Annotated in this window: 13 protein-coding genes; 6 read left to right on the top strand and 7 right to left on the bottom strand. The window is 74.8% G+C overall.

All coding sequences use genetic code 11. The annotated features are described in order from the left end of the window. Positions 1 to 20 precede the first annotated feature (20 nt). The 4 genes from M8330_RS07340 to M8330_RS07325 form a co-directional block, all read right to left on the bottom strand. Positions 21 to 1,718 carry a sensor histidine kinase gene (locus tag M8330_RS07340; RefSeq protein WP_250826787.1) on the bottom strand — a complete coding sequence of 566 codons (1,698 nt, stop codon included), beginning with the start codon at positions 1,716 to 1,718 and terminating at the stop codon, positions 21 to 23. Between the two features lie 43 nt (positions 1,719 to 1,761). Continuing rightward, entirely contained in the window at positions 1,762 to 2,472 is a 711-nt protein-coding gene (locus tag M8330_RS07335; RefSeq protein ID WP_250053115.1) for a response regulator transcription factor, read from the bottom strand. Positions 2,473 to 3,055: 583 nt separating this feature from the next. Next, on the bottom strand, positions 3,056 to 4,225 hold the full coding sequence (locus M8330_RS07330) for an RNA polymerase sigma factor (protein WP_250826786.1): 1,170 nt from the start codon (positions 4,223 to 4,225) through the stop codon (positions 3,056 to 3,058). Then, complete coding sequence (locus M8330_RS07325) at positions 4,222 to 4,632, bottom strand: YciI family protein (RefSeq protein WP_250826785.1); 411 nt, start codon at positions 4,630 to 4,632, stop codon at positions 4,222 to 4,224. The genes M8330_RS07330 and M8330_RS07325 overlap by 4 nt, the downstream gene beginning before the upstream one ends. Positions 4,633 to 4,827: 195 nt before the next feature. Here M8330_RS07325 and hrpA point away from each other — a divergent pair, with 195 nt between their 5' ends. The 4 genes from hrpA to M8330_RS07305 all read left to right on the top strand — a co-directional run bounded on the left by hrpA (position 4,828) and on the right by M8330_RS07305 (position 11,892). Further along, complete coding sequence (gene hrpA, locus M8330_RS07320) at positions 4,828 to 8,868, top strand: ATP-dependent RNA helicase HrpA (protein ID WP_250826784.1); 4,041 nt, start codon at positions 4,828 to 4,830, stop codon at positions 8,866 to 8,868. 83 nt (positions 8,869 to 8,951) lie between these two features. After that, entirely contained in the window at positions 8,952 to 9,569 is a 618-nt protein-coding gene (locus M8330_RS07315; protein WP_250826783.1) for a hypothetical protein, read from the top strand. Between the two features lie 260 nt (positions 9,570 to 9,829). Continuing rightward, positions 9,830 to 10,279, top strand: coding sequence for a type II toxin-antitoxin system PemK/MazF family toxin (locus M8330_RS07310; protein ID WP_250053121.1), 450 nt, complete (start codon positions 9,830 to 9,832; stop codon positions 10,277 to 10,279). Between the two features lie 203 nt (positions 10,280 to 10,482). Beyond that, positions 10,483 to 11,892, top strand: coding sequence for an ABC transporter substrate-binding protein (locus tag M8330_RS07305; protein WP_250053122.1), 1,410 nt, complete (start codon positions 10,483 to 10,485; stop codon positions 11,890 to 11,892). 21 nt (positions 11,893 to 11,913) lie between these two features. Here the strand turns inward: M8330_RS07305 and M8330_RS07300 are convergent, their stop codons facing one another. Both M8330_RS07300 and M8330_RS07295 read right to left on the bottom strand, forming a co-directional pair. Continuing rightward, entirely contained in the window at positions 11,914 to 13,233 is a 1,320-nt protein-coding gene (locus M8330_RS07300) for a ribonuclease D (protein ID WP_250826782.1), read from the bottom strand. Further along, on the bottom strand, positions 13,230 to 13,877 hold the full coding sequence (locus M8330_RS07295) for a DUF3000 domain-containing protein (protein WP_250826781.1): 648 nt from the start codon (positions 13,875 to 13,877) through the stop codon (positions 13,230 to 13,232). Before M8330_RS07295 ends, M8330_RS07300 begins: the two co-directional genes overlap by 4 nt. A 72-nt stretch (positions 13,878 to 13,949) precedes the next feature. On the opposite strand from M8330_RS07295, the gene hemE reads away from it, so the two are divergent. Then, a complete protein-coding gene (hemE, locus tag M8330_RS07290; RefSeq protein ID WP_250826780.1) occupies positions 13,950 to 14,993 on the top strand; it encodes a uroporphyrinogen decarboxylase in 1,044 nt (347 codons plus the stop codon). Positions 14,994 to 15,053: 60 nt separating this feature from the next. Here the strand turns inward: hemE and M8330_RS07285 are convergent, their stop codons facing one another. Further along, the gene (locus tag M8330_RS07285; protein WP_250826779.1) at positions 15,054 to 16,019 is read right to left on the bottom strand and encodes a DUF4349 domain-containing protein; all 966 of its coding nucleotides are present in this window, start codon (positions 16,017 to 16,019) and stop codon (positions 15,054 to 15,056) included. 185 nt (positions 16,020 to 16,204) lie between these two features. Here M8330_RS07285 and hemG point away from each other — a divergent pair, with 185 nt between their 5' ends. Next, positions 16,205 to 17,617 (top strand): protoporphyrinogen oxidase, encoded by a 1,413-nt coding sequence (hemG, locus tag M8330_RS07280; RefSeq protein WP_250826778.1) that lies wholly within the window; start codon positions 16,205 to 16,207, stop codon positions 17,615 to 17,617. Positions 17,618 to 17,628 lie beyond the last annotated feature (11 nt).

The raw sequence follows: 17,628 nt of genomic DNA, 5'->3' as shown, positions 1-17,628 counted from the left end.
GCGAGCCGGGGTGCGGGGCCTCAGGCCACGGGCAGCCGGACCTCGATCGTGGTGTCGCCGGGGACGGAGCGCAGCGTGACCGTGCCACCGTGCGCGCTGACGATCGCCCGGACCAGGGAGAGCCCCAGGCCGGCGCCGCCCTCGCGGTTGCGCGCCTGGTCGCCGCGGACGAACCGCTCGAAGGCGTGCCCGACCAGCTCCGCGGGGAAGCCGGGCCCGTCGTCGTGCACGGTGAACCCGTCCGGCAGGGCGGCCACGGTGACGGTCGACCCCTCGGGCGTGTACTTGCGGGCGTTGGTGAGCAGGTTGGTCAGCACCTGGTGCAGCCGCAGCTCGTCGCCCACCACCTCGACGGCCTCGTCGGCCAGCTCCAGGCGCCACTCGTGGGCGGGGGAGACGACCCGGGCGTCGGAGACCGCCTCGAGCAGCATCCGGGTCAGGTCCACCGGTCGACGCTCCAGCGGACGGCCGGCGTCCAGGCGGGCCAGCAGGAGCAGGTCCTGCACGAGCGCCGTCATCCGCGCCGACTCCTCCTCCACCTTCGCCAGGGCCAGGCGCTGCGCACCCGCGTCGTCCGGGCGCCGGCGGGCCAGCTCGGCGTAGCCGGCGATGGTCGCCAGCGGGGTGCGCAGCTCGTGGCTGGCGTCCGCCACGAACTGGCGGACCTGCTGCTCGGAGCGGTGCCGCGCGGAGAGCGAGGTCTCGACGTGCTCGAGCAGCGTGTTGAGGGCCGCGCCCACCTGGCCGACCTCGGTGCGGGCGTCGGTGAGGTGGTCGGGCACCCGCTCGTCCAGGTCGATCTCGCCCGAGGAGAGCGGCAGCGTGGCCACCGTGTGCGCGGTCTCGGCGACCTCCTTCAGCGGCCGCAGCTGCCGGCGCACCAGCACCAGCCCGGCGCCGGTCGCGACCACGGCGCCACCGAGGATCAGCGCGACCTCCCAGGCCAGCAGCGTGCGCACCACGTCCTCCACGTCGCCCACCGGCAGACCGGCCACGGCCACGCCGTACACGGTCTGCGTCGCGGCCACCCGGTACTCGCCCTGGCCCGCCACGCGCACGGTCACCGGGGTGCCGTCGGTGTCGAGGTCGGAGAGCTGCTCGAGCGCCTCCCCGGAGAGCAGGGAGAAGGACGCGGCCCCGTCGGAGCCCTGGGTGATGACGACGCCGGCCTCGGTCGTGCCGTCGGAGTTCACGTACCCGTCGCCGAGGAAGTAGGCCTCCATCGAGCCGAAGCCCTGCCCGAACCCGCGGTCGTCGTCGCGCTGGTCGGTGCTGGAGTCGCGCCCGTCGTCGGGCGGGGCCTCGCCGAGTGACCCCGCGGAGATGCCGGGGAACTTCGCCGACCGGTCGAGCGCGGCGGTGACGTCGTCGTCCAGCTGCCCCATCAGGTAGGCGTGCACCGCCACCGTGGCGACCCCGCCGATGACCACGCTGATCGCCACGACCAGCGCCACGGCGGTGAGGACGAGGCGGGTCGAGAGCGGCGCCAGCCGGTGCCGCTGCCGCCACACCGCGCGGGCGGGCCGGGCCAGCGGCGAGGTGCCCAGGGCCGCGGCCAGCCGGGCTCGGCGACCGGACGTGGCGCCCTCACGGCCGCCCCCAGGACCGCCCTCACGACTGCCCGCGGCGGTCGCCGCGCCGGACGTCGACGCGCCGGACGTCGACGCGTCGGAGGTCGTCACGTCGGTGACGGGAGCGGTGGGGTCCTGCTCGGGCACGGTCGTCCTCGGGGTGGTGCGGGTGCGGGCGCGGCGAAGCGTGTCAGGCGGCGGGCTTGAGCACGTACCCGGCGCCGCGCATAGTGTGGATCATCGGGTCGCGGCCGGCGTCGATCTTCTTGCGCAGGTAGGAGATGTAGAGCTCCACCACGTTGGCCTGGCCGCCGAAGTCGTAGTTCCAGACGCGGTCGAGGATCTGGGCCTTGCTCAGCACGCGGCGCGGGTTGCGCATGAGGAAGCGGAGCAGCTCGAACTCGGTGGCGGTCAGGTTGATCTCGGTGCCGTCGCGGAAGACCTCGTGGCTGTCCTCGTCCAGCGACAGGTCGCCCACGGTGAGCAGCGAGGACTCCTGCTGCTGCTGAGCGCCGGCCCGCCGCATGAGGCCACGCAACCGGGCCACGACCTCCTCGAGGCTGAACGGCTTGGTGACGTAGTCGTCGCCACCCGCGGTCAGGCCCGCGATCCGGTCCTCCACCGCGTCCCGCGCCGTGAGGAAGACGACCGGCACGAGGGCGTCGAAGCCGCGGATGCGCCGCAGCACCTCCATGCCGTCGAAGTCCGGCAGCATCATGTCGAGCACGATCGCGTCGGGGCGGAAGTCCTTGGCTGCCTGCACCGCCTTGGAGCCGGAGTGCGCGGCCTGCACCTCCCAGCCCTCGTAGCGCAGGGCCATGGAGATGAGCTCGGCGATGTTGATCTCGTCGTCCACGACGAGGACGCGGAGGGGAGTGCCGTCCGGGCGGGTGAGGTCCATGGCTGACACTGTGAGGCTCCTGTCTGTGCGCTTTCTGTGAAAGGGCGCTCGGTGTCCTGAGAGTGCCACAGCACCGGCTGCACCGGGCGCACGCACGGGCTGCGGCCAGCGGACGTCAGTACGCTCCCGGGAGCACGCGGCCGATGGCCCGCAGCCGGTCGGCTGCGGACGTCAGCGGTCGGGCAGCCGCTCCTCAGCACAACCTCGCGTCGGGCACAGGCCCACCACAGGCTGCCGCGCCAGAGTCGTCACCAGGTCGACACGGCAGTCCTCTCCGCACCCGAGACACGGCTGCTCGCCCCGGTCGCCTGCCCTACGCGGCACGGCCCGGCGAGCGGACGTGGCGGGGAGGGACCGCTGCCGCGGTGACCGTGGCCGGCGCGCGGCCGGGCGGACTGGGGGGTCTCGCCCACGACGTCACGCCGGCAGCGTCAGGGTCCCGGGAGCACGGGTGGTCCAGGCTCCCGGGACCCTGACCTTGACCTTGACCTTGACCTTGGCCTTGATCGTGGCCTTGATCGTGGCCTCGGCCTTGATCCAGGCCTTGAACCCGGTCTTGATCCAGGCCGTGACCCGGACGCCCTCAGCGGCCCTGGCGCAACCGCGCCGCCTCCCGCACGAGGTGGTCGCGCTCGCGCACCCGGGTGGCCCGCCGGGCCGCCTCGGCGTACAGGTTCGCGGCCACCGCCCGCTCCCCGGCGGCCTCGCGCAGCCGGGCCTCCACCGCCGCGCGGCGGGGCACGTCGGCCGGGACGGCGGCCAGCGCCGCGAGCCCCGCGGCCGACCCCTGCGCCTCACCGAGCGCGACCACCCGGCCGAGCGCGTGCACGGGGGAGGCGGTGAGGGCCACGAGGTCGTCGTACCAGGCCACGACCTGCGGCCAGTCGGTCTCCTCCCAGGTGGCGGCGTCGCAGTGCAGGGCGGCCACCGCCGCCTGCAGCTGGTACTCGCCGCGCCTTTCCCGGGCCAGCGCGGCCTGGAGCACGGCGACGCCCTCGGCCGCCAGGTCGGTGCGCCAGCGGGTCCGGTCCTGCCGGTCCAGGGGCACGAGCTGCCCCGCCTCGTCCGTGCGTGCCGGGCGTCGGGCGTGGTGCAGCAGCAGGAGCGCGAGGAGGCCCGCGGCCTCCTCGTCCGCGGTGCGCCGGTGCAGCTCGCGGGCCAGGCGGATCGCCTCCTCGCACAGGTCCACGTCGCCGTCGTGACCCTCGTTGAAGACCAGGTAGAGCGCCCGCAGCACGCTGGTGAGGGAGCCGGAGGGCGGCAGCCCCTGCTCGCGCACGGTGCGCTTGGCGCGACTGATCCGCTGCGCCATGGTCGCCTCGGGCACGGCGAAGGCGTCCGCCACCTGCCGCGTCGTGAGGCCGCCCACCGCGCGCAGGACGAGCGCTGCCGCCGAGGCGGTGGACAGGGCGGGGTGGGCGCACAGCCGGTAGAGCTCGAGGGTGTCGTCGGTGCCCGGCACGTCGCCGGGCGGCGGGGCCAGGGCCAGCGCCTCCTCCCGCGCCGTGCGGGCTGACGCCGAGCGGACGCCGTCGACCCAGCGGCGCCACGCGGTGGTCACCAGCCAGCCCTGCGGGTCCAGCGGCGGGTCCTGCGCCCAGGTGGTGACCGCCTGCAGCAGGGCCTCGGCGACGGCGTCCTCGGCCGAGGAGAAGTCGGCACCCCGGGCCAGCAGCACCGACAGGACCCGGGGCGCGAACTCCCGCACGACCCGGGCGCTGCCCGGGTCGAGGGACGCGGCGGGCTCGCTCACTCGTCGGTCGCCGGGGCGGGGTCGTCGAGGAACGGGCGCAGCTCCAGCCACTCGTGGATGGGTCGTCCGCCGGCGCCGGGGGCGGCCGAGAGCTCGCCGGCCAGCTCGATCGCGCGCTCGCGGGACTCCACGTCGATGATCATCCAGCCCGCGGCCAGGTCCTTGGTCTCGGCGAACGGGCCGTCGGTGACCGGCGGCCGGCCCTCGCCGTCGGAGCGGACCCACAGGCCGTCGGGGGAGAGCGCCTGCCCGTCCACGAACTCGCCGGTGGCCTCGAGGCGGGCCGCCCAGTCGCGCATGTAGGCGATGTGGTCGGTGACCTCCTGCGGCGTCCAGCGGTCCATCGGCACGTCGTTCACGGCCGCGGGGGCGCCGCGGTAGTGCTTGAGCAACAGGTACTTCGGCACGGTGTCGTCCTCTCGTCTGCGGCGCCGCCGGCGGCGACGCTCACCCCTGGGTCGGAGCCGCCCCGGCGTCCTCGACATCGTCGGGGCCGAGCGCCGTGGACGTCGAGGGTGCCGTGGCCGGAGCCTCCCCCCACCCGTGCGGGCGAAAACCGAGGTGCGGGGTGCCCCGGCCCGCGTGGCACGATGGCCCGCGACATGAGCGACGCCCCCACCCAGGCCCCCGACGCGCCGGCACCGGCGCCCGACCTGGAGATCACCTACCCGCCGCAGCTGCCGGTCTCCGAGCGGCGCGACGACATCGCCGAGGCGATCCGCGACCACCAGGTCGTCGTGGTCGCCGGCGAGACCGGCTCGGGCAAGACGACCCAGCTGCCGAAGATCTGCCTCGAGCTGGGCCGCGGCCGCCAGACCCACCACACGGCCCGGGACGGCAGGACCCGGGCGCGTGGCGGCCTCATCGGCCACACCCAGCCGCGCCGGATCGCCGCCCGCTCGGTGGCCGAGCGGATCGCCGAGGAGCTCAGGCAGCCGCTGGGCCAGGACGCGAGCGTCGTCGGCTACCAGGTGCGCTTCACCGACCGGACCAGCAAGGACACCCGGGTCAAGCTCATGACCGACGGCATCCTGCTGGCCGAGCTCCAGCGCGACCGGATGCTGTGGAAGTACGACACGATCATCATCGACGAGGCCCACGAGCGCTCGCTGAACATCGACTTCCTGCTCGGCTACCTCAAGCAGCTGCTGCCGCGCCGCCCCGACCTCAAGCTCGTCATCACCTCCGCGACCATCGACGTCGACCGGTTCGCCTCCCACTTCGCCGACCGCGACGGCAACCCCGCCCCGGTCGTCGAGGTCTCGGGCCGGACCTACCCGGTGGAGGTCCGGTACCGGCCGCTGATGGACCTCGAGGGCTCGGGAGCCGACGGTGACGACGCCGCGGACAGTGACGGTGACGTGGTCGTCCGCGACCAGACCGAGGCGGTCGTCGAGGCCGTCCAGGAGCTCGCGGGCGAGGGCCCCGGCGACGTCCTGGTGTTCCTGCCCGGCGAGCGGGAGATCCGCGACACCGCCGACGCGCTGGCCGAGGTCGCCGGGTCCGGCGTGCTCGCGCGCGGCGGCGGCACCGAGGTCGTCCCGCTGTACTCGCGCCTGTCGGCCGCGGAGCAGCACAAGGTCTTCGCGCCCCACACCGGACGCCGCGTGGTGCTCTCCACCAACGTCGCCGAGACCTCGCTGACCGTGCCGGGCATCCGCTACGTCGTCGACACCGGCGTCGCCCGCATCTCGCGGTACTCGGTGCGCACGAAGGTGCAGCGGCTGCCGATCGAGCCGGTCAGCCAGGCCAGCGCCAACCAGCGCGCCGGCCGCTGCGGCCGCGTCGCGCCGGGCATCGCGATCCGGCTCTACTCGGAAGAGGACTTCGAGGGACGCCCCGAGTTCACCGACCCCGAGATCCTGCGCACCAACCTGGCCAGCGTCATCCTGCAGATGCGCTCGCTGGGCCTGGGCGACCTCGGCCGGTTCCCGTTCGTGGAGCCGCCGGACAAGCGCAACGTGCAGGCCGGCACGCAGCTGCTGGAGGAGCTCGGCGCGATCCGCGTGGGCGACGCGAAGGCGCCGGCCCCGCCGCCGTCCCGCCCCTCTCGTGGCCAGACCGGGCAGCAGGGACGCGGCAGGGGAGGACGCCAGCGGGAGGACGACGGCCTCACGCCGACCGGCCGCCGGCTCGCCCGCCTGCCGATCGACCCGCGGCTGGGCCGGATGATCCTGGAGGCCGACCGGCTCGGATGCGTCCGCGAGGTGCTCGTCATCGCCGCGGCCCTGTCGCTGCAGGACCCGCGCGAGCGGCCGGCGGAGATGCAGGCCCAGGCCGACCAGCAGCACGCCCGGTTCAAGCACGAGGGCTCGGACTTCCTCACGTGGCTCAACCTGTGGCGCTACGTGCGCCGGCAGCAGAAGGACCTCTCCTCCTCGGCGTTCCGACGCATGTGCAAGGCCGAGTTCCTCAACTACCTGCGCGTGCGCGAGTGGCAGGACTACGAGTCGCAGCTGCGCCAGGTCTGCAAGGAGATGGACATCGCGATCGGGACGCCCGCCGACGTCCCCGACGCCGACGGCATCCACACCGCGCTGCTCTCGGGTCTGCTCAGCCACATCGGCATGCTGGAGGAGCGGGAGAAGCCCGCGCCGGGCAGCAAGGGCAAGGACCGGCCGCGCGGCCCGCGGGAGTACCAGGGCGCGCGGGGTGCGAAGTTCGCGATCTTCCCCGGCTCCGTGCTGCACCGGAAGAACCCGGCCTTCGTGATGGCCGGGGAGCTGGTGGAGACCAGCCGCCTGTGGGCGCGGCAGAACGCCGCGATCCAGCCCGAGTGGGCCGAGAAGCTCGCCGGCGACCTGGTCAAGCGCAGCTACTCCGAGCCGCACTGGAGCCGCAAGCGCGCCGCCGTCATGGCCTACGAGAAGGTGACGCTCTACGGCGTCCCGCTCGTCGCCGACCGGCTCATCCAGTACGGCAAGGTCGACCCGGCCGTGGCCCGTGAGATGTTCCTGCGCTCCGCCCTGGTCGAGGGCGACTGGGCCGCGCTGGAGTCGGGCCGGCAGAAGTTCTACGAGCACAACCTGGCGCTCCTGGAGGAGGCCGCGGAGCTGGAGCACCGCGCCCGCCGCCACGACATCGTGGTCTCCGAGGACACCCTCTTCGACTTCTACGACGCCCGCGTGCCCGCCGACGTCGTCTCGGGCGCGCACTTCGAGCAGTGGTGGAAGAAGGAGCGGCAGCGCAACGCCAAGCTGCTCGACTTCGACCCCGCGATGCTGACCCTCGACACCGCCGACGAGGTCTCGGCCGCCGACTACCCCGAGCAGTGGGAGGACGAGGGGCTGACCTTCTCCATCGCCTACCACTTCGAGCCGGGTCACGCGGACGACGGCCTCACGATCGACGTGCCGGTCGCGACCCTGAACCGGGTCGAGGCCGGCGACTTCTCCTGGAACGTGCCCGGCCTGCGCGAGGAGCTGGTCACCAGCCTCATCCGCTCGCTGCCCAAGAACCTCCGCGTCTCGCTCGTGCCCGCCCCCGACAAGGCACGCGAGTTCCTGCGCACCGTGCCTCCGGGCTCCGAGCCGCTGCTGGACGCCCTGGAGCGCTGGGCCCGCGCCACCACGTCGGTGGTGATCCCTCGCGACGCGTGGGGCTGGGACCGCATCCCCGAGCACCTCAAGCCGACCTTCCGCGTCGTCGACGAGGACGGCCGCGAGCAGGCCCGCGGCAAGGATCTCGAGGCGCTCAAGGAGCCGCTGCGCCCGCAGTTCAGCGACGCCATGAGCGCGGTGGCCGCCGACTCCGGGCTCGCGCGCACCGGCGAGACCGCCTGGGTCTTCGGCGAGATCCCCGCCGAGATCACGCAGAAGCGCGCCGGCCACGAGGTCACGGCCTACCCCGGTCTCGTGGACGAGGGCAGCACCGTGGGCCTCGAGGTCGTCGGTTCGGCCACCGAGCGGGACGCCCGGCACCGGCTGGCCGTGCGCCGCCTCGTGCTGCTCGCGCTGGACGCCGCGGGCGACAGCACCGTCAAGCAGGTGCTCGACGGGCTCGGCAACGCCGAGAAGCTCGGTCTGGCGGGCTCCCCGTACCGCAGCGTCGCCGACCTGCTCACCGACTGCCGCGCCGCGGTCGTCGGCGAGGCCGTGGACGCCCGCCCGGCGGTGCGCGACCAGGGTGCCTTCGACGCGCTCGTCGCCGCCGTGCGTCCCGAGGTGACCGCGCGGGTCAAGGGTCTGCTCGCCGACGTCCTGCGGGTGCTCGACTCCTGGCGACGCACCGAGAAGGAGCTGTCCGGGCGCACCGAGATGACGATGCTGCCGGCGCTGTCGGACCTCAACGCGCAGCTGGCCCGCCTCGTCCACGAGGGGTTCATCGGCGAGGCCGGCCCCGCCCGCCTGCGGCGGTACCCGACCTACCTGCACGCGATGCGGGTGCGGCGGGAGAAGCTCGGCGAGGGCGCCGGCTCCGTGGGCCGCGACCGCCAGCAGATGGACGCGGTCGCCGGTCTCCAGGAGGCGTTCCTGCACCAGCTCGCCGCGCTGCCTGCGGGCATGCCGCCGAGCGAGGCGCACCGCACCGTGCGCTGGATGCTCGAGGAGTACCGCGTCTCGCTGTGGGCGCAGCAGCTCGGCACCGACGGGCCCGTCTCCGACCAGCGCGTCCGCAAGGCCCTCGCCGCGGCCTCCTCCTGACCCCGGACCTGGACCGAGTCGGCAGTAATTTGCTGCCGACTCGGCGGTGGGGAGGGCTGGTGGGGCGGCGTAGCCTCGGCGCGATGACTTCTCCCGGCTCGCAGCCCTCCGGCCGCCCCCACCACCGCCCGATGCAGCGCACGGGCGAGTTCTTCGACGCCGTCGAGGGCGGCCCGGACCCGCTCCAGGTGAGCGAGGCGGCGGACCGGGCGGCGCACCTGCTGGTCCGCGGGGCGCGGGACGCGGGCGACACCGGCACCGCGGACCGGGTGCTGCACCTGGCCGAGGAGGAGGGGCTGGAGACGCTGGCCGAGCTGTGGTCGGCAGCGCCCGCCGACACGCTGGCCGGCTGCCTGTGGCGGCTGTACCTGCTGCGCGCCTGGGTGCACGCCGACCCCGCCGGCGCCGCCCGTGACTTCGAGGCCGGACGCGCCAGCGCGCAGGTGGCCCGCGTCGTGGCAGGGGTGGCCGACCCGCCCGGGCCCGAGGCGCTCCGGGCGATGGTCGACGAGGTGCTGCGTGGCATCGCCACCGGGGACTTCGCCGACGTGCTGTTCCGCGCCGCGGCGTTCACCCGGGTGGTCGCCGCGGGCCGGGCGGCGGGGGAGGGCAGTCCGACCGCCGACGTCCGCCGGGTGCTGGCGCTCTCGGAGCAGCTGGAGGCCGCCGGGCACGCCGAGCTGGGTGGCCACCTCGGCTGAGGGCTGAGGCGATCCCGCCGGGGGCGCGGCCGCGGGCGCATGAGATCCGCCACGCCGCAGTGGACTTGAGGTCGCGCGCAGAACTCCTACAGTGGGACGCGCACGTCGGGCTGTGGCAGCCCCGGGTCCCAAAATAAGCCGCTACGAGCGGCCACGCGCCGTGAGGCGCTCCCGGTCCGGCGTGCACCACTCGTCACGACGGGGCGCTCCTCCTCCGGAGGGGCGCCCCGTCGTCGTCCGCAGGACACTAGGGTCGCGCTGTGAGGTTCCCGCTGCGCCGTCTGGTCCCGTCCCTGCGCCGCCGCTCGCGGGCGGTCACCCGGGGCCTGAAGGTCAGCTACGCGCCGCGTCCCGACGGCAAGCCCGACCCCGGCGAGGTCGTGTGGGCCTGGGTCACCTACGAGGAGGACCCGCGGCAGGGCAAGGACCGCCCGGTGCTGCTCGTCGCCCGCGACCGCAAGCGGCTCTACGGCCTCATGCTCACCAGCCAGGACCACGACCGCGACGCCACGCAGGAGGCCCGCTGGGGCCGGTACTGGATGGACGTCGGCTCCGGTGCCTGGGACCGCCAGCGGCGGCCGAGCGAGGTCCGGCTGGACCGGCTCATCGAGCTGGAGGAGACGTCGGTGCGGCGCGAGGGCGCCGCCCTGGAACGGGTGCGGTTCGAGGCGGTCGTCACCGAGGCGCGGCGCTTCCACCGGCTGCTCTGAGCCCTGGCCGGGCCCCGGCCCGACGCTCTTCCCGGTCCTGGTCCGCGTCGCGGACTGCGGAGTGCCTGGGGCCGGTGGGTATGGTTTCGGCGCCCCGGCAGCACGCCGGTGCACAGCAGGAGCACGAGGCACAGGAGGCACAGTCGGTGGTCGTCGGACGAGGCGCGCGCACGCGCAGCACCAGGCGGACGGCAGCCACGGCCGTGGCGACGCTCCTGACCGGGGCCCTCCTGGTCGGTTGCAGCACCGAGGGCGAGAGCGGCCTCTCGGGCCAGCCGACCGTCTCCTCCTCCGCGGACGCCTCCGACACGGCGAGCGGCACCCCGACCGAGGACCTGCCCGAGCTGACCGTGGGCCTGTGGGGCACCAAGCCCGTCGTCGCCGCCTACCGGCGCGCCATCGACCGCTACAACGCCACCTCCCAGCTGGCTCAGGTGACGCTCACCGTCTGGGACTCCCGCGCCGACGCCGTGGACGCGATCTCCGCCGGCGACGTCCCGGACGTCTACCTCGCCTCCCGCCGCGACCTGGCCTTCCTGCTCCAGGAGGGGCTGACCCGTCCCGTCGACGAGCTGCTGGACGAGCGGTTCGTCGACTTCGGCGACGACTACTCCCGCGAGGCGCTCGAGGCGTTCTCCGCCGACCGCCGCCTGCAGTGCATGCCCTCGACGGTGGACCCGCAGGTCATCTACTACAACACCGACCTCATCGACTTCGACGCGATGGAGGCGGCCGGCCGCGAGGTGCCCTCGGAGTCGCGTCGCAGCTGGAGCATCGAGGAGGCGCTCGCCGCCGCCCGCTGGGCGGTCAACGACAACCACGGCGGCGCGGCCGCGGGCCTCTACATCGACCCGTCGCTGTCCGGCATCTCGGCGTTCCTCTACTCCGGGGGCGGCCAGCTCTTCGACGACGACGACGACCCCACGTCCCTCGTCCTGTCCTCCGACTCCGACGTCGAGTCCCTCACCCGCCTGCTGCGGATCATGCGCAACAAGCAGGTCTCGCTGACCCCGGGCCAGCTGAGCCGCAAGTCCGCCCAGCAGTGGTTCGAGGACGGCGAGCTCGGGATGATGGTCGGCACGCGCTCCCAGGTGCCGGCCCTGCGCAAGTCCGGCGTCAGCTTCGACGTCATCCCGCTGCCCAGCATCGGCGACGCGGCCACGGTGGGCGAGACGACCGCGTTCTGCCTCGACCCCGACACCGAGTCGCTCGCCGGCTCCGCCGACCTGCTGGCCTACCTCGTCTCCGACGAGGTGCTCCAGCCGCTGGCCGCCACCGGCGCCGTCGTGCCCGCCAACCAGTCGGTGGCCCTCAGCGAGGCCTTCACCCAGCCCAGCCAGCAGCCCGCGCACGCCGACCTGTTCACCTACACGGTGCGCAACATGGTCCGGCCGCCGCTGCTGACCGAGTGGGAGGACCTCCTCGACGTCGTCGACCCGCTGATCGAGGGCATGTACGAGAAGCGCGGTCGCATCGACGTGCCGCTCCAGGCGAGCATCATCGACAGCCTCTCCCGCGAGGTGCTGCCGCAGCCGGAGTCCGAGGACAGCGGTGACTCGGGCGACTCCACCGACCCCACCGACTCCGGGGAGTCCGACGGCGCCGAGGGCTGAGGCCCTCGGCGGCCGTGACGGTCAGTCCTGCTCGGCCTCAGCCGGTTCCACCGGCTCCGGCTCGGCGGGCTCCGGCTCCACGTCGGCGTCGATGATGGCGCGGACGATCACGGGGCCGGTCAGCGTGCGCTGCCACGGGCGGGCACCCAGGTCGGCCAGGCGGGCGTCGACCTGCGCGGCCAGGTCCTGCGGCTCGCGGGTGCGCGGCGGCGTCCACAGCACGCGGCGCAGGTAGTCCGGGGTCAGCAGGTTCTCCACCGGCACCTGGTGCTCCTCGCCGAGGGCGGCGATGTGCTCACGCGCCTGCAGGAGGCGGCGGGCGGCCACGGGGTCGCGGTCGGCCCAGGCCCGGACGACCGGCGGCCCGTCGCCGCGCAGGTTGCGCGAGGGCAGCTCCTCCTCGTCGAGGGCGGCGCTGCGCTGGAGGGCGTCGACCCACCGGGCGGCGTACCGCTCGGCGCCCCGTCCGTGGAAGCCCTTGAGCGAGAGCAGCGCGTTCTTGTCCTGCGGCAGCTGCGAGGCGGCCACGGTGATCGCGGAGTCGGGCAGCACCCGGCTCGGCGTGACGTCGCGGCGCTCGGCGATCGAGTCGCGGGTCTCCCACAGCAGCTTCACGGCGGCTAGCGACCGCCGGCCGCGCAGCTTGTGCACGCCCGAGGTGCGCCGCCAGGGGTCCTCGCGCACGGCGGGCTCGAAGTCGAGCAGGTGCTCGAACTCCTCGGCCGCCCACCGGGCCTTGCCCTGGTCCTCGAGCTCGGTGCCCAGCGCCTCGCGCAGCTCGACCAGCACCTCGACGTCGAGGGCGGCGTAGAGCAGCCAGGGCTCGGGGAGCGGACGGGTCGACCAGTCGACCGCCGAGTGCTCCTTCTTGAGCCGGCGTCCGAGCACCTCCTCCACGATGCTGGCCAGCCCGACGCGGGCGTGGCCCAGGAGGCGGCCGGCGAGCTCGGTGTCGAAGAGCGCGGCGGGCACGAGGCCCTCCTCGCGCAGGCAGGGCAGGTCCTGGGTCGCCGCGTGCAGGATCCACTCGGCGTCGCCGATGGCCTCCTGGAGCGGGGCCAGGTCGGGGAACGCCACCGGGTCGACCAGGTGGGTGCCGGAGCCGGTGCGGCGCAGCTGGATCAGATAGGCACGGTTGGAGTAGCGGTAGCCCGAGGCGCGTTCCGCGTCGATCGCCACCGGGCCGGTGCCGGCGGCCACGGCCTCGCACACGGCGGCCAGCGCCGCCGGGGTGTCCACCACGGGGGGCATCGGGTCCCGCAGCTCCAGGAGCGGGACGTGCGCCGGGGCCTCGGGGGCCGTCTCGTCGGTGGTCTCGGGGTCGTTCCCGGCGGTGGTCATCGGTCCTCTCCGCGCTGACCCCCGGTGGCGGGTCGGCGCAGCGGCAGCAGCGCGACCCCCTCCGGAAGCGGCGGCAGGCCGGCGGCGGTGCAGAGCAGCTCGCCCCAGGCCTGCACGTGCCGTGCCAGGTCGGGCACGGTGTCAGGGTGGTCGTCGGGAGACCCGGGCGTCCAGGACGCGCGGATCTCGATCTGGGCGGTGCCGCCCTCCTCCGCCATCTGGCCGAACGCGTCCGTGGCCACGCGCGTCACGGTGCCCGCGATCTCGTGGTGCGTGGCGTCGTGGGCGTCGAGCGCCTCGGTCAGCCAGGTCCACGCGACCTCGGCGACCATCGCGTCCGTGGCCACCTCGACCTCGATCTCGGCACGCGCGTAGGTGACGCACCGGAAGGTGCCGCCCCACGCGTCGTTGCCGGCCGGGTCGTGCAGCAGGATGATCCGCCCGGTGCCGATGTCGGTGTCGTCGACCACGACGTCGGCGGACAGGGCGCTGGAGAAGGGGGCGATCCGCTGGGGGGCCGGGGCGGCCTCCACCAGCAGCTCGGGCCGCACCGCCGCGCGACGCATCCCGTGGACCGCCTCGCTGAACGCGGGAGGCTCGACGGGCGCCGCGGGCTCGCGGCGCGTCTCGTGACGGACGACCATGCCGCCCAGCGTACGGCTCCGGGCCCCTCGGCGGATGTGGGAACACGCCGGGGCACCTGCGACGATGGAGCGGTGAGCAGCAGCGCCGCCTCCACCGCCCCGTCGCCCCTCCTCGCCGCCCTGCGCGGTGAGCCGGTCTCCCGCACCCCCGTCTGGTACATGCGCCAGGCCGGCCGGTCGCTGCCGGAGTACCTGAAGGTGCGCGAGGGCGTGGGCATGCTGGAGTCCTGCATGAACGCGGACCTGATCACCGAGATCACCCTCCAGCCCGTGCGCCGCTACGGCGTCGACGCGGCGATCTTCTTCTCCGACATCGTGCTGCCGCTCAAGGCCGTCGGCGTCGACCTCGACATCAAGCCCGGCGTCGGCCCGGTCGTGGCGAGCCCGGTGCGCACCCTCGAGGACGTCGCCGCGATCCCGGACCTCACTCCCGAGCACGTCCCGTTCATCACCCAGGCCGTGCGCAACCTGGTCGGCGAGCTGGGGGAGACCCCGCTGATCGGCTTCGCCGGTGCGCCGTTCACCGTCGCGTCCTACCTCGTCGAGGGCGGCCCCTCCAAGGAGCACGCGAAGACCAAGGCGATGATGTTCGGCGCCCCCGACGTGTGGGACGCCCTCATGCGCAAGATCGGCGGCATCGCCGCGGCGTTCCTGGAGGTCCAGGTGGACGCCGGCGCGCGGGCCGTCCAGCTCTTCGACTCCTGGGCCGGGGCGCTGACCCCGGCCGACTACGCCGAGCACGTGATGCCGCACTCGGCCCGCGTCCTGGCCTCGGCCGGCGAGCTGGGCGTGCCGCGCATCCACTTCGGCGTCGGCACCTCGAACCTGCTCGACCTCATGGGCGAGGCCGGCGCCGACGTCGTCGGTGTCGACTGGCGCACCCCGCTCGAGCGCGGCATCGCCGCCGTGGGCGACCGGGGCGTGCAGGGCAACCTCGACCCGACCCTGGTCTTCGCGCCCACCGAGGTGATGCTCGCCCGGGCCGCCGAGGTGATCGAGGCCGGCCGCGCCGCGAACGGCCACGTCTTCAACCTCGGCCACGGCGTCATCCCCTCCACCGACCCCGACCAGCTCGCGCGGCTCACCGAGTTCGTGCAGTCCTACCCGCTGGACTGACCCGGTTCAGGCACCTCGGTCTCGCGACGGTTGCTGCGCAACCTCCTCGACCAGCGGCGCCTAGGCGGCGGCCGCCGGGGGAGGGGTGCCGCGTCGGCGGCGCAGCCGTCGCACCACGAGCGCGGCGGGCACCCCGAGCACGGCGAGCAGCACCGCGAACGGCAGCAGCACGCCGGCCGTGGTGGCGAGCCCGGTCAGGAGGGCCACGAGGCCGTCCCAGCCGCGTCCGAGCCCGGCCAGGAAGCCGCTGGCCTCCTCGGTCTCGCGCACCACCTCGGCGGGCGTGCGCCGCACGTCGACGGTGATGGTGGACAGGCTCGTGCGGTCGGCCAGCGCCGCCTGCTGACGCAGCAGGCTGGTGAGGTCGGCCTGCCGCCGGGTCAGCTGGGACTCCACCTGCACCACCGCACGGATGCTGGTGGCGCGGTCCAGCAGCGCCTCGATCCGGCGGATGCTCGCCCGCTGCACGCGCACCCGGACCGCCGTGTCGACCACCTGCGTCGTCACGTCCTCGCTGCTCGCGGTGCTGTCCAGCCGCACGCCCAGTGATCCCAGCTCCTCCATCGCCTCGTCGAACGAGGCGGCAGGCACCCGGAGCGTGAGGTCGGCCTGCACGGCGGTGCCGTCGCTGTCCGCGCGCGTGCCCGCGTCGCTGACGGTGCCGCCCAGGGCGGCGGCGACGCCCCGCGCACCGGCGACGGCGTCGTCCACGTCGTCGGCCTGGAGCGAGACGTGGCCCGTGGAGATCAGCTGGGGCGCGATCGCGCCGCCGGTGCCGGTGTCCTCGCCGGTGGCGGTGACGCTGCGGCGGGAGAGGGTGTCGGGGCCGCCGGCCGAGCCGCCCGCGACGTCGGCGGAGGAGTCGGCTGCCCCGTCCGCCCCGCCGTCGGCGAAGGACTCGGCCCCGACGCTGTCGGAGCCGGTGAGGCCGTCGGAGCTCGAGGACGAGCAGGCTGCCACGGGCGCGAGCAGCGTGATCAGGCACAGGGCGCCGGCGAGGCGCAGGCGGGTGGTCCGGGTGGTCATGCCGATCGGACGCCGCCGCCCGCCGGTCGGTTCCCCTGCCTCGGACCGCCGGCGGGCATCGCGCTGAGAGTTTCTGCCGACTCGGCGGGACGAGGGTCCCGGTGGGGTGGACTGCAGGTCACTCCGGGACGGCCGGGAGACCCGACGAGCGGGGGCCGCCCGGAGCCGCGTGGCACAGTGGGAGCGTGTCGTGGGACGTGATCGTCGTCGGGGGTGGCATCGCCGGTCTGGCCGCCGCCCGAGAGCTCCAGCAGGCGGGGCGCTCGGTGCTGGTGCTCGAGTCCTCGCCGCGGGTCGGCGGCAAGCTGCGACGCGAGCGCGTCGCCGGGCACCTGGTCGACGTCGGGGCCGAGGCGATGCTCAACCGGCGGCCCGAGGGCGTCGACCTGGCCGCCGCCGTGGGCCTCGAGGTCGAGCACCCGGCGCTGGCGCGCTCGCGGGTGTGGACGCGCGGCGCGCTGCGGCCGTTGCCGCGCTCGCTGATGGGGGTCCCGCAGGACGTCGAGGCGCTGCGCGAGTCCGGCATCCTCACTGCCGAGGAGCTGGCCCAGGTGCTGGCCGAGCCCTCGCTGCCGCCCTACGAGCTGCCCGAGAGCGGGGACGTGACCGTCGGCGAGATGGTCGACGCCCGCTTCGGCGCGGCGGTCACCGACCGGCTGGTCGAGCCCCTGCTCGGCGGGGTCTACGCCGGCCACGCTCGGGAGATCTCCGCGCGGGTGGCCGCCCCGCAGCTGCTGCGCCTGGCCGCCCAGGGCTCGCTGCTCGAGGCGGGCCGCGCGTCCGCCGACACGACGGCCAGCACCTACCAGGCGCCCGTGTTCGCCGGCGTCCCCGGAGGCATGGGGCTGCTGCCCGAGCGGCTCGCCGAGCAGCTGACGGTGCGCACCGACGCGACCGTGCGGGGCCTGGAGCGGCACCCGGACGGCGCGGGCTGGCGGGTCCTCGTGGGCCCCACCACCGACGCCACCTGGCTCGAGGCCGGGGCCGTCGTGCTCGCGACCCCGACGGCCCCCGCGGCCCGGCTCCTCGCCGACGTGGCGCCCGCGGCCGCAGCGCGGCTCGCCGCCATGGAGGCCGCCAGCGTGGCCGTCGTGACCTTCGCGTTCCGCACCGAGGACGTCGCCGCGCTCGACGCGATGGGCTCCTCGGGCTTCCTCGTGCCGCCCGTCGACGGCCGCTCCATCAAGGCCTCGACCTGGTCGTTCGCCAAGTGGGACTGGGTGCGGCGCGCCGGCGCGGCCGACGGCCTGGCGTTCCTGCGCACCTCGCTCGGCCGCCACCGCGAGGAAGCCGTGCTCCAGCGCCCGGACGCCGACCTGGTCGCCCTCTCGCTGGAGGACCTGCGGGCGGCCGTCGGCACCGCGCTCGCCCCCGACGTCGAGCCCGTCGACACCCACGTGCAGCGCTGGGGCGCCGGGCTGCCGCAGTACGGCCTCGGCCACACCGAGGCCGTCGCCGAGGTCCGCGTGGACGTGGCGGGGCAGCCGGGCCTCGCCGTGTGCGGTGCGGCCTACGACGGTGTCGGCATCCCCGCGGTCATCGGCTCCGCCCAGCGGGCCGCCCGTGAGGTGCTCGCCACGGTGCCCGTCACCGTCTGAGACCCCTGATC

Origin of the sequence: Nocardioides bruguierae (assembly GCF_023656415.1) — a bacterium.
GTDB classification, from domain to species: Bacteria; Actinomycetota; Actinomycetes; order Propionibacteriales; family Nocardioidaceae; genus Nocardioides; species Nocardioides bruguierae.
Note: the sequence above shows the minus strand (reverse complement) of the source record. Positions and strands in the feature narration are given on the sequence as shown.

What these genes read in the sequence shown, in the direction of transcription:
- M8330_RS07335 (WP_250053115.1), bottom strand. Translation starts at nt 2,472, where the DNA reads ATGGACCTCACCCGCCCGGACGGCACTCCCCTCCGCGTCCTCGTCGTG.
- hrpA (WP_250826784.1), top strand. Translation starts at nt 4,828, where the DNA reads ATGAGCGACGCCCCCACCCAGGCCCCCGACGCGCCGGCACCGGCGCCC.
- M8330_RS07315 (WP_250826783.1), top strand. Translation starts at nt 8,952, where the DNA reads ATGACTTCTCCCGGCTCGCAGCCCTCCGGCCGCCCCCACCACCGCCCG.
- M8330_RS07300 (WP_250826782.1), bottom strand. Translation starts at nt 13,233, where the DNA reads ATGACCACCGCCGGGAACGACCCCGAGACCACCGACGAGACGGCCCCC.
- M8330_RS07295 (WP_250826781.1), bottom strand. Translation starts at nt 13,877, where the DNA reads ATGGTCGTCCGTCACGAGACGCGCCGCGAGCCCGCGGCGCCCGTCGAG.
- M8330_RS07285 (WP_250826779.1), bottom strand. Translation starts at nt 16,019, where the DNA reads ATGACCACCCGGACCACCCGCCTGCGCCTCGCCGGCGCCCTGTGCCTG.